Genomic DNA, 11,170 nt, shown 5'->3' with positions numbered 1-11,170 from the left:
GTTGATTTGAATGCTTCAATACAGAATAATTATTATTTCTTTGAAGTATTAAATACTGCGTGCCGTCACCTGCTGCCTGGAAAAATTCTTCCCCGGCATGACGCCGGGGGATATTCAGAATTTTATCTATGCCTTCTTTCCTTTCCTGTTCGGTATCTATCCCTACACCTCACACACAGAAAAGCAGCTGGAGGCCATGAAATTGGCTCATGTGAACCATATCGATTATTCCGTGTATGAGATTGTAAAGACATTTATCGCAAGGCTCCTGCGGTCGTTCCACTGAGAGCAGCAGGTAAAACGAAAGGGAATTGGAAATATGACTGTTTCATTGGAACGGTCTGCGGGAAACAACTGAGAGGCTCTGCGGCCGGACTGGTGCCGCCCCCTTTGAGTAAACAGGAGAACTTCTTCTGGGAAAACCGGCCGCAGGCTGACTTGTGCAAAACAGCGCCCACCGTCGAAAGCTGCATGGCGGGGCATTTTTACGGGAGGAAAAACATTATGGAATACCGCATTCACCCCAAGACGGGTGATAAGATCAGTGTGATCGGTATCGGCACTGGCCCCATTTTTGATACTACAGAGAAAGAGGCCGTCCAAGCTCTGGTCTATGCTTATGAGCACGGCGCTAACTATTTGGATTTCGCCACCGCTGGCGCCAGAACCTTTCCCTACGCGGGAGCGGCTCTGGGGGCCGTGCGGAAGGAGCTGTTCTACCAGATCCATTTTGGCGCCAACTATGAGACTGGCGAGTATGGCTGGACCACGGATCTGGACACGGTAAAGCGCCAAGTGGACTGGCAGTTAAAAGAACTCAAAACAGACTACATCGACTTCGGCATGATTCACTGTCTGGATGAGGAACGGGACTGGGCTGCCTATCAGAAAAACGGCGTACTGGACTATCTGCTGGACATGAAGAAAAACGGGACTGTGCGGCACATCGGTCTGAGCACGCACACGCCCGGCCTGGCCCAGAAAATCCTGGATACAGGCCTTGTGGAACAGATGATGTTCTCAATCAACCCATCTTATGATTACCAGCACGGAGAATTTGCTATCGGCAGTGTGAGAGAACGGATAGAACTTTATCGCCGCTGTGAGGCGGAGAGCATCGGTATTTCTGTGATGAAGCCCTTTTCCGCCGGCCAGCTGCTGAATGCAAAAACATCTCCTTTCGGCAAGGCGCTCACCAAAATCCAGTGTATCCAGTACGCTTTGGACAAGCCCGGCGTGCTTACGGTTCTGCCCGGCATCCGAAATCTCCAGGATATGAAGGACGCCCTGGCATGGATAGACGCCTCGCCGGAGGAGCGGGATTACTCCATCCTGGGCACTTTCACCCCCGGGGATGCTACAGGGACCTGCGTATATTGCAACCACTGTGCCCCTTGCCCGGCGGGGCTTAATATTGGCTTGGTCAATAAATACTATGACCTGGCTAAAATCGGAGACCCTATGGCGGAAGATCACTATGGCAAGCTGGAGAAGCACGCCACAGACTGTATAGGGTGTGGTCATTGTGACAATCGCTGCCCCTTCCATGTTCAGCAAGTGGCTCGGATGAAGGAAATTGCAGCGTTCTTTGGAAAATAAACTGGGTATAAAATTGCGGCATAAAACGCATAGTCCGGCGAATAGAGTATGAAGAGGCCAGGGAACGGTGATCTTTTCAGATTGCTGCACTCTGGCCTTTTTGTTGTCAATTAAAATTCAAAACCGGGATTTCAATTTTTGTAATATAGTCCTCGATTCTGTCGATTACCAGTTCATTGATCCCAATCTCATAGGCATAGCCGGAGAACTGTAAATGGTGCTGCTCTGCGTAGCGGAGGATTGCTTCATAGCGGGCAGGCAGCCTGTCCCAATTCCCAATGCAGAATGCCCGCAAATAGACCCCGCCGGGGCGCCTGTGGAGTCCCATCCTGTTCTGCGTGTCCGGCAGTTCGATAAACAGCTTGGAGTAGTCCTCAAACCTCCGGGCCAGGAGGTTTTCCACCGGGAGCATGGAGCCGTAGGGAGTCTGGTACATACGCGGAAGCTGATATTTCTTGGTCTGCTCAAGAATCAGCTCAATCTCATCCTCCAGGGACTTTTCCGGTGATGTTTGCACCGTCGCCAGATACTGCGGTTCCCGCTCAATGAGGGAGATCTCGGAGAGGTCCAGGTCCAAAAGTTCGGTCATCTCCCGGCGGCGGCTGCACAGTTTTGACCGGACGGCCTTCAGCCCCTGGATCGTCCGGTCCAGTTCTGTGATTTTATCCCGGAGCAGGTCCGCCATGCTCCCAGCGGACCTGTTTTTCATAAATTCCTGAATATCCCGGATGGGCACGTTCATGTCCCGGAGCAGCAGGATCACCTCCAGCTCCGTACTCTGGTAATAGCTGTATAGCCGGTACCCATTTTCTTCGTGGATAAACGCAGGCTTGAACAGCCCGATCTCATCATACCACATGAGCGTCTTTTTGTTGATCTCATGCAGAGCGGCAAACTGGCCGATGGTAAACAGCTTCGGTTTTTCCCGCGACATTTTTCAAAAACCCCCTTGACCGTCCGGTAACTGTACGGATTATGATACTCCATGCCGGTAACTATGACAAGAAGCAGGAGGAATTTTCGTGCAGAATAAAATTGCATACAGCAGCCCCGCCACCCTGACAAACATTCTTAGATTTGCAGTCCCCACCATCGCCATGAGCGTATTCATGTCCTTCTATACGATGGTAGATGGGCTGTTCGTCTCGAACCTGATTGGAACCCGCGATTTGTCCGCCGTGAAATACTGGCGGCGCTACTGCTATTGATTCCAGGGGGGAGTATTTTGAAGCTGGTGATTCTGCTGGCCGTAATCGCGGGAAAATGGCTTCTGTGCCTGTGGAGCGGTCTGGGGCTGGTTGTCCTGCTCCTTTGGCTGAAGGGGAAGCAGTTCGGGGTCAATACCGAAAAGTGGGACGATTTCTTTCTCACCCTGCCGCCGCAAAAGGTGGAGCAGTATGCGATTGGTATTTATCTGGCCGCCGCGCTGCTCTCGTCCGGCATCAGCTATTGTGTCCTGAAATGGGCGGGCTTCCAGCACAGTCTTTTGATCGCAGGTGCGCTGTTTGTGGTCGGAGCCTTGATTACAGAGTACCGGTGGTTCACAAAAAAGCGGGACTATGTGCTGAAGCGGTATCAGGAGATCCCGCAGACGATTTTGGAAAGAAGAAATGGAGAAAACAAAATGGATGGACAGATCGTATTGAGAGAATACCAGACATCAGACCACCCGGCCTTGATCGGGATCATCCGGGAGACGTGGCAGTATGACAAGTTTGCCTCCCCCAAGACGGCGCAGAAGCTGGCAAGGGCCTATCTAGACAGCTGCCTCACCAATCAGACCTTTACCCAGGTCGCGCTGGTGGATGAAGTCCCGATGGGAATCATCATGGTCAAAGACCGCAGGGAGAAGAGATGCCCGCTCCGCCTCAGACTGCGGATGCTCCTCTCCGTGGCGTCGCTGTTCCTGTCCAAAGAGGGGCGTATGGTCACCAGGTTCTTTTCTGGCGTGGAAGAAATCGACCGGCAGCTCCTCCAGGACACCCAGACCGAGTACCAGGGGGAGATCGCGTTCTTTGCAGTCGATTCCAGATACCGGGGCATCGGCCTGGGGAGGAAGCTGTTTGAGGCCGCGCAGGATTACATGAGGGACCGGCGGATCAGCAATTTCTTCCTGTTCACAGACACCACCTGCAATTACCCGTTTTATGAGCGCCGGGGCATGGAGCGCCGCGGGGAGCGCGTCCACACCTTTGCGGCAAAGGGAAAATCCGGGACCCTGACCATGTTTATTTACGATTCCTTCACAGAATGTTAAGACAGTTTCTGTCGTTTTCCCCTTCACGTGTGATAAAATGCCTTTCACGGCTCAACGATAAAGAGGTGTCTTTTACGAAATCCAGACAGCGTATTCTCTTCCTGACCGCAGCGGGGCTTCTGATTGTCGGAGGTGGATGGTTCCTATACTCCACCGGCTTTTTCCAGGCGGCGTCCTCTCAGGAATCCCTGCGGGCCTACATTGACGACTTTGCGCCATACTCCCACCTGTGTTTTTTCCTGCTCCAATTTCTCTCTGTCGTGCTGGCTCCGATCCCCAGCAATATTACCGCTGCCGCGGGCGGTGTTCTCTTTGGAACATGGCCTTCCTTTTTCCTCACCTTCGCCGCAGTAGTCGCCGGTTCCCTGCTGTTGTTCTGGTTGGCCCGGGTGCTGGGCCGGGACTTTGCCGGGCGTTTTGTCAGCCGGAGGCTGTCTGAAAAATATCAGCAGATCCTCCAGACCAAGGCTCCGGTGTTCCTCACTCTGGCGTTCCTTTTCCCCTTTTTCCCAGACGATCTTCTGTGCATCCTGGCCGGCCTGTCCTCGCTCTCATTCCGCCGCTTTGCGGTGATCGTCCTGCTTGCCCGCCCCTGGGGACTGCTCTTTGCCAGCGCTCTGGGCGGCGCCGCCTTTCATATCTCTCCGTGGGCGATGGTTTTGATTGGTGTAGCGGGGTTAGCCCTGTTTCTTCTGGGGATGAAATATGGGGATCAGATCGAGGCGGCCATCCTGAAGCGCCTGTCCCGGCGGAAAGGCAATGATGCGGCCTGCTGATTGCGGCAGAGGTTCCGGCCTCTTTGGCTCAATGAGAATAGCGACTGTGGACAGCCCCAACAAGGCGGCCGCTTCCGGATTTCTGGCGGCGCTGTCTTGTTGGGGCGTAATCCTGTTTTGAGACAACTGGGATTGTGTTGGGCCGCGGGGCGGCTTGCCTTTTATTTGAACTTCCCCTATACTATAACGATGGATATATTTTGTATGAAACGGAGAATTTGGTGATTCTTGATGAATAAAAAAGATTTGAAAATGCGGCCGGTAGGCAATGAGTATCTGGAACAATATAACGCCCTGCTGCGCTATGTATTCCAGGTGACGGATCAGGAACTCAGTTCCGTGGGCTGGCAGGAGAAGGAGATCATCCGGGCGAAATTTCCAACCATGCAGAAAGCGGACGTGATCGGCTGGTTTGACGGCGACACCCTGGTTTCCCAGGTGGCGGTCTATCCGATGCGCGTCAAGGTTTTTGGGAAGACCTATTCCATGGGCGGCCTGACGGGAGTGGGGACCTACCCGGAATACTCCAATATGGGCCTGATGCACAAGCTGCTGGAGCAGGCCCTGAAAAACATGAGGGAGAAAAAGCAGTATATCTGCTATCTCTACCCCTATTCGATCCCCTATTACCGGCGAAAGGGCTGGGAACTGATCTCGGACAAGATCTCGTATGAGATCAAGGACTATCAGCTTCCGAAAAACCACCAGGTCGCCGGCAGCGTGCGCCGGGTGAAGGCGGACAGCGAGGAACTGAAGGAGACCTACGCCCGCTTTGCCGAGCATACCCACGGAGCCATCCTCCGGGATGAGCTGGCCTGGAACGAATACTGGCTCTGGGACCGGGACGATATCATGGCGGCAATCTACTATAACGAGAATGAGGAGCCGGACGGGTATATCATCTACTGGATCGAAAATGAAGTGTTCTATATCAAGGACATGATTTTCAATCATGAGGAGGCCCGCACGGGGCTGTGGAACTTTGTTTCCGCCCACTTCTCCATGATCGACCGGGTGGAGGGCAGCACCTATACGGACGAGCCGCTGGCCTTCCTGCTGGAGGACGCCAGCATCAAGGAGTCCATCTCCCCCTACTATATGGCGAGGATTGTGGATTTCCCCGCGTTCGTCGCGGACTATCCCTTCAAGGCGGACGATACGGAGCGGGAGTGGCGATTCTCCATGACGGACCCGATCATGGAGTGCAACCAGGGCTCGTTCCTGCTGAAGATATCAAAGGACGGCAGGGGGACGGCTGTGAAGATCTCCGAGCCGTGCGCCGACAGCATCAGCATCCAGACCATGACGACCATGCTGATGGGCTATAAGCGCCCGGACTACCTCGCCAAAATCGGGAGAATCCACGCCGGCGGGGAGACGATTGACATGCTGGAGGACGCGATTGAGCAGCAGCCGCCCTATATATCCGACTATTTCTAAACAAAAGGGGGCCATATCATTGCGGTACACATATCGAGCCTTTTTGAAGAAAGGAATCGACCTTGCGCCGCTGGAGATTGAGAAAGGGGCGGGTGGCCTTACCTATTTCTGCAAGCCCAGAGGAGCCAGGATCATAGGGTGGGCCGGAGTGGACGGCATCCATTACTGTTTTATCCGGGGATTTGGCGAAATGGTTTTTGCGGTCAGCCCCATGAATCCGGCTCCTCATTATGTGCATCCTCTGGCGTCAGATTTCTCGGATTTCCTGCGGCTGCTTCTGGCCTGCGGAAACAGCGCGGCTCTGGAACAGGCGTGGCAGTGGGATCAGGAGCGGTTTGAGACATTCCTGCGTGAAAATCCGGCTACGGAGGAACAGAGGGCGGTGCTGGCTCAAATTGCGGAGCAGACCGGCCTTACTCCCATGAACAATCCCTGGCAGTATCTCCGGGAGCTGCAAGATTCCTTCGATTACAGTCAAATCAAATACACGGAGGAGTTCTACGATCCGGATATGAACCCGGACGCTCCGCAGCAGACACCGGAGTGGAACGTCTATTTTGAAGGCAGCTTTTGGGAGTGCTGTAATAGAACCCGTCCTGGAAAAGAACTGGTTGTCCAAACAGAATTTGAATGGGCCGGCCATCACTGGCTGATCCCCTCCGTCTATGTCTGTGGAAAGGGACTTGTGGTTGATTTCTGCATGAGGGTTGAGCCGTCCGACATCCTGGTATTTATGGAGAAATGGGACCTGAGCATTGAAAATGAGGCATCCCGGGAGTTTTCAGAGGATGAGCGGATGCGGCTGGAGCTGGATAATCCGATGCAGATGGACTTTGACTCTGTATTGTGGTTGAACGGAAGGAAACTAAGCCAGCGTTGCGGCTGCGGAACCTCCTATAACCCCTGCCTGCCGCCGGAAGCCGTCGATTATGAAAGCAAACTGGTCCTGAATCACTATGGATTGGACACGAACTTCGGGTGGATGATCTGGCGCTACAGTTACCCCTGGGCGACGAAGTGGCCGTCAAAACTCCGCACGCTTGCGGTGTCCATGATCCAGGAAAACGTCTCGATTCCAGGCCCGCATTTCATGGTTTCCCGCCCCGGAGACACCTTTACATTTTCATACCGCGGTCAAGAACACACGCTGACGGTACAGGAATATGTGGCGCGGACGGCGGACATGAGCAGTATAGCGGAGGCAGGGACGGAGTACCCGGAGCACTATGTCGCCATGAGCTATACTGTTGCGCCGGAACTTCCGGACGGCGTCATGAGCCTTGCGGACTGCGACGACGGAGATCGGCCAAGGCAAGCCCCCTGCGCCCCGGCTCAGCCGAAGGTTTCCTCGTCCGCAGTGGTGATCGGGTTTATCGGCGGTGTGGATGGCCCGGCATCCACTTTGGCTGGAGAGAAACAGGGAAAGCTCCGGGCGGCCTGTTCTTCCTTGCGCTTCGCTCCGGTGGAGGATGTGGAATGGCGGATAATTTTCCACGAAAAGCAGTTTGAGGACATGACCCTGGAGTTGATTCCGTCAAATGAGGCCAAACGTTCCATATCTGGAAGATAGAATACGGCTGAGGCGCCTGTACTCTGATTGGCTGCTAAAGCATATCCAAGATATGCTTCTTTACTCTAGGGACAGAAATCCCTGCTGTGCCAGCATTTCCGGTACCTCCGGGTAGTGGCAGTAGGGAGCCCGGTAAAAGTCGGCGGCCATTTCTGTCCAGTCCCCGATCCGGCTGTTACGGGGACGTTCCCACAGATATGTGGCATACTGCCCGTCATATTGCTTCAGCAGCCCGCTCAGGTCGGGATGATATTTTTCCTCAAAGCAGACCGCCTCTTTCGGCAGGCGAGGTTTCTGTCCAGGTTCTTCTGCTGGATACCCTACGCATAAACCGAGCATGGGGACAACATATCTGGGAAGCTCCAATTCCCGGATCACCGCAAGCGCGTGAAACCGGATGTCCCCAATCGGTACGGTGCCCAGACCAAAGGATTCAGCGGCGGCCACCGCGGTTCCCAGAGCGATCCCAACCTCGTTTGCCCCAACAATGAGGTTGTCGATCTGGCTTACCACGGAGTCAAACTCCTGATCTCTTCCCTTGCAGGCCAGCCAGGTACGGTAGAAATCCGCGCAGAACACCAGAAAAACTGGAGCCTGTGCGATATGACGTTGGCCGCCGCAAAGTTCCGCAAATTTTTCCCGTCGCTCCTGGTTCCGCACGACGATTATGGATGTGTGCTGGAGATTCACCCAGTTCGGGGCAGCCTGTACCGCCTTTACGATTTGCTCCAGTCGGTCCGCTTCTACTGGTTTATTCTGATAGGCTCGGATGGAGCGGTGGGACAGTAGCGTTTGGAGCACTTCATTCATAAAGGCACCCCCGATCCATCATCAAATTGCCTTGCCCACTTCATAGGCTGTCTGGAGGGCCGTATACCCGTGAATCGCACCTGGGCCATCCACGCCCCCGGCAAAGACTGTTCCGGCCAGACGGGCTTTCTCAAAGCAGGAGACCCAGCCCTCCATACCTTTGACGGGTCCCCCCATGGCGCTCTCATCTTCATCTGCGGCGGTTGCCAAAAGGTAAACATCCCGAAACGCATAGTTTGAGGAAAAAATTGGGTTGCACCGATCCAGCAAAGTTTTCAACTGGCCGGCCAACTCATAATAATAAACCGGCGTAGCAAAGACCGCCACATCAGAGTTTTTGATCTTCTCCGCAATCTCAATCGCGTCATCCCGAATGACACACTTCTGCGTTTTCTGACAAGCCATGCAGCCACGGCAGAAACTGATGCTTTTGTCCTTGAGGCTGATGACCTCCACCGTGTTGCCGGAGGATTTGGCGCCATCGGCAAAGGAGTCGGCCAAAGCGTCCGAGTTGCTGTTTGCCCGCAGGCTGGAAGTAATGACTAACACTTTCTTACTCATGTTTTTTCTCCTTTTTGCAGACTCAGGCGCAAGCGCCGCTGCCCGGTTGTATTGTTTTGATTTGTCCTTTGGCATCAGGGTCGTCCAGAATGATCTCGCTTACGGATGGAACCGTAATTGTACCGGCACGGGGGTTTTTGATGCTGATAACAGGCGTAGTGATAACGGCCTCGACCTCGGATTTTTCAAAGCACAAATCGGTATCCAGCATTTCGCAGTTGACCAATTTTAAGTTCTTGCAGTAGCAGAAGGGCTGTGCTCCGATGATCCTGCAGTTGAGGAAGGTCAGGCCGTCCGAGTACCAGGCCAGATATTCCCCTTTCACAACACTGTCCCGGATCACGATGTTTTTGGCGTGCCAGAAGGCGTCTTTGGTGTCAAACTGGCAGTTGGCAAAAGCTCCATGTTCCATGTACTGGAACGAATACTTCCCTTGAAAGGTCACACGGGAGAAGTCCACATTTTTGGCCCGCATAAGGAAATATTCGCTCTGGGCGGTGCTGTCCGTCATGCGGATGCCATCTGTAGACCATCCAAACTCCGGAGAACGGATATCGCACTCCTCAATGGTCACATCCTGGCACTCTCGCACCGCCTTGATGCCGTACAGTTTCGTGTTAAGAATATGGACCTGCTCGGAGTACCACAGGGCGGCACGGCACTGTTCCGTCATTTCTCCGTCGCGGATCGTCAGATTATGGTTATGCCAGAATGGATAGCGGAGGTTAAAAAAGCACCGCTCCGCCACAATATTCCGGCTCTCCTTCAGGGCACTCTCCCCATCTGCAGGGCCGTCAAAACGGCAGTTCCGCACGGTAAGCCCGGAACTGCCGTAAAGTGCGCGTTCCGCGTCGAATTGCTGGTGTTCAATAATTTGCATAAAATGATTCTCCATGCTGATAGGCAGGCAGGCGCTCCGAAACGCCTGCCTGCTGTTTTCCAATCCGATGGGTTGCTCTCAGCGGTACGCCCTTTCAAAAATCTCGGCGCACGCCTTGTCGGGCAGTTCGCAGGGGTTAGCAAGGAACAGGCCGCCCATGGTCTCACGGGCGTTGACCGCCAGGGTCAGGGCTTCCTCTTTGGCAAAACCATAGTCGCTCATTTTCAGACCGTCCACGCCGCAGGCTTTCTGAAGTTGGATCAAAGCGGTGAGGAAGTCCTCTGCCTTATCCGCTTCCGGAATTCCCATGGCGCGGGCCATCTTGATAAACTGCCCGTCGCAGGCATGACGCTCAATGAAGTATCGGGCGAACTCCACGGAGATCATGATGAGACCGGCTCCGTGGGGCAGGTTGGGGTGATAAGCGCTCATGGCGTGTTCCATGGAGTGCTGGGCCGTGGTGGAGGTGAGCTGCATCGTCATACCGGCGATGGTGCTGCCGTAGGCCACACGCTCTCTCGCCTCCAGGTCGTTCCCATCCTTCACCGCACGGGGCAGATATTTGGCGATGTTCTCAATGGCGGAGAGGGCCAGGGTTTCGCTGAGGATATTGGCGCCGTTCGACATCATCACCTCGGTATTGTGGAACAAGGCGTCAAACCCCTGATAGGCGGTGTATTGGGCGGGCACGGTGCACATCAGTTCCGGATCAACTACCGCCAGTACAGGCACCAGCTCCGGCGTGCCGCCGAACCCGATTTTTTCATAGGTATCGGTTTTGGAGATTACACCCCAGTTATTGATTTCCGAACCAGTACCAGCGGTGAGGGCAATAGTGACTTGCGGCAGAGGTCTGTTCACCAGCGGCCGACCTTTTCCGGTGCCGCCGTTTACATAGTCCCACAGATCGCCGGGATTGGTGGCCATAGCCGCCACCGCCACAGCGGAGTCCAGCACCGCACCGCCGCCCAGCGCAACAATGAAGTCGCAGCCGTTGGCCTTCGCTGCCTCAGCAGCCTCCATAACCAGCTCTTTCGTCGGATTTTCGCGGATGTTGGCGCAGGTCACATACTCCACACCGGCCGCCTTCAGCTGCTCCACTGTCTTATCCAGGGCGCCGGAGACCTTGGCAGATTTCCCGGCCGAGATCAGTAGCAGGGCTTTTTTTCCAGGTAGTTTCTGCGCACCCAGTTCGCCTATTTTTCCGCTTCCAAACAGCAGACGGGTCGGATTGTAAAAATTGAAATTCATCATGGTTGTTACCTCCTGCTCATTGT

General features: G+C 54.3%; 10 protein-coding genes and 1 pseudogene. 6 read left to right on the top strand and 5 right to left on the bottom strand.

Going from position 1 to position 11,170, the window contains the following annotated elements; translation table 11 throughout:
* Positions 1 to 504: 504 nt before the first annotated feature.
* On the top strand, positions 505 to 1,599 hold the full coding sequence (locus WIH05_RS12580; protein ID WP_055269844.1) for an aldo/keto reductase: 1,095 nt from the start codon (positions 505 to 507) through the stop codon (positions 1,597 to 1,599).
* 106 nt (positions 1,600 to 1,705) lie between these two features.
* Here WIH05_RS12580 and WIH05_RS12575 read toward each other — a convergent pair whose 3' ends face one another.
* Complete coding sequence (locus tag WIH05_RS12575; protein ID WP_055269846.1) at positions 1,706 to 2,533, bottom strand: MerR family transcriptional regulator; 828 nt, start codon at positions 2,531 to 2,533, stop codon at positions 1,706 to 1,708.
* Positions 2,534 to 2,621: 88 nt separating this feature from the next.
* Between WIH05_RS12575 and WIH05_RS12570 the strand changes: the two are divergent.
* From WIH05_RS12570 to WIH05_RS12550, 5 genes and pseudogenes are all read left to right on the top strand, one after another.
* Positions 2,622 to 2,780, top strand: a pseudogene (locus WIH05_RS12570) (MATE family efflux transporter); the annotation flags it as partial.
* Between the two features lie 53 nt (positions 2,781 to 2,833).
* Positions 2,834 to 3,856 (top strand): GNAT family N-acetyltransferase, encoded by a 1,023-nt coding sequence (locus WIH05_RS12565; protein WP_337425464.1) that lies wholly within the window; start codon positions 2,834 to 2,836, stop codon positions 3,854 to 3,856.
* A gap of 65 nt (positions 3,857 to 3,921) precedes the next feature.
* A complete protein-coding gene (locus WIH05_RS12560; protein WP_036630078.1) occupies positions 3,922 to 4,632 on the top strand; it encodes a TVP38/TMEM64 family protein in 711 nt (236 codons plus the stop codon).
* A gap of 231 nt (positions 4,633 to 4,863) precedes the next feature.
* A complete protein-coding gene (locus WIH05_RS12555; protein WP_055269851.1) occupies positions 4,864 to 6,072 on the top strand; it encodes a GNAT family N-acetyltransferase in 1,209 nt (402 codons plus the stop codon).
* 19 nt (positions 6,073 to 6,091) lie between these two features.
* Positions 6,092 to 7,642, top strand: coding sequence for a hypothetical protein (locus WIH05_RS12550; RefSeq protein ID WP_337425463.1), 1,551 nt, complete (start codon positions 6,092 to 6,094; stop codon positions 7,640 to 7,642).
* A 60-nt stretch (positions 7,643 to 7,702) separates the two neighbouring features.
* Here WIH05_RS12550 and WIH05_RS12545 read toward each other — a convergent pair whose 3' ends face one another.
* The 4 genes from WIH05_RS12545 to WIH05_RS12530 all read right to left on the bottom strand — a co-directional run.
* Positions 7,703 to 8,452 carry an NADPH-dependent oxidoreductase gene (locus tag WIH05_RS12545; RefSeq protein ID WP_055269855.1) on the bottom strand — a complete coding sequence of 250 codons (750 nt, stop codon included), beginning with the start codon at positions 8,450 to 8,452 and terminating at the stop codon, positions 7,703 to 7,705.
* Between the two features lie 21 nt (positions 8,453 to 8,473).
* Positions 8,474 to 9,013 (bottom strand): flavodoxin family protein, encoded by a 540-nt coding sequence (locus WIH05_RS12540; protein WP_055269856.1) that lies wholly within the window; start codon positions 9,011 to 9,013, stop codon positions 8,474 to 8,476.
* A gap of 22 nt (positions 9,014 to 9,035) precedes the next feature.
* Positions 9,036 to 9,893, bottom strand: a complete 858-nt coding sequence (locus WIH05_RS12535; RefSeq protein ID WP_055269858.1) for a DUF3737 family protein — start codon at positions 9,891 to 9,893, stop codon at positions 9,036 to 9,038.
* Positions 9,894 to 9,971: 78 nt separating this feature from the next.
* On the bottom strand, positions 9,972 to 11,170 hold a 1,199-nt coding region (locus WIH05_RS12530), incomplete at its 5' end, for an iron-containing alcohol dehydrogenase (RefSeq protein ID WP_337425462.1).

It is taken from the genome of Alitiscatomonas sp., assembly GCF_037242085.1.
Classification (GTDB): Bacteria; Bacillota; Clostridia; order Lachnospirales; family Lachnospiraceae; genus Alitiscatomonas; species Alitiscatomonas aceti.
This window is presented reverse-complemented; position numbering and strand designations above follow the sequence as displayed.

Excerpts from the sequence above, each read along its gene's own strand:
- WIH05_RS12575 (WP_055269846.1), bottom strand. The coding sequence starts at position 2,533 with ATGTCGCGGGAAAAACCGAAGCTGTTTACCATCGGCCAGTTTGCCGCT.
- WIH05_RS12540 (WP_055269856.1), bottom strand. The coding sequence starts at position 9,013 with ATGAGTAAGAAAGTGTTAGTCATTACTTCCAGCCTGCGGGCAAACAGC.
- WIH05_RS12545 (WP_055269855.1), bottom strand. The coding sequence starts at position 8,452 with ATGAATGAAGTGCTCCAAACGCTACTGTCCCACCGCTCCATCCGAGCC.
- WIH05_RS12535 (WP_055269858.1), bottom strand. The coding sequence starts at position 9,893 with ATGCAAATTATTGAACACCAGCAATTCGACGCGGAACGCGCACTTTAC.
- WIH05_RS12580 (WP_055269844.1), top strand. The coding sequence starts at position 505 with ATGGAATACCGCATTCACCCCAAGACGGGTGATAAGATCAGTGTGATC.
- WIH05_RS12555 (WP_055269851.1), top strand. The coding sequence starts at position 4,864 with ATGAATAAAAAAGATTTGAAAATGCGGCCGGTAGGCAATGAGTATCTG.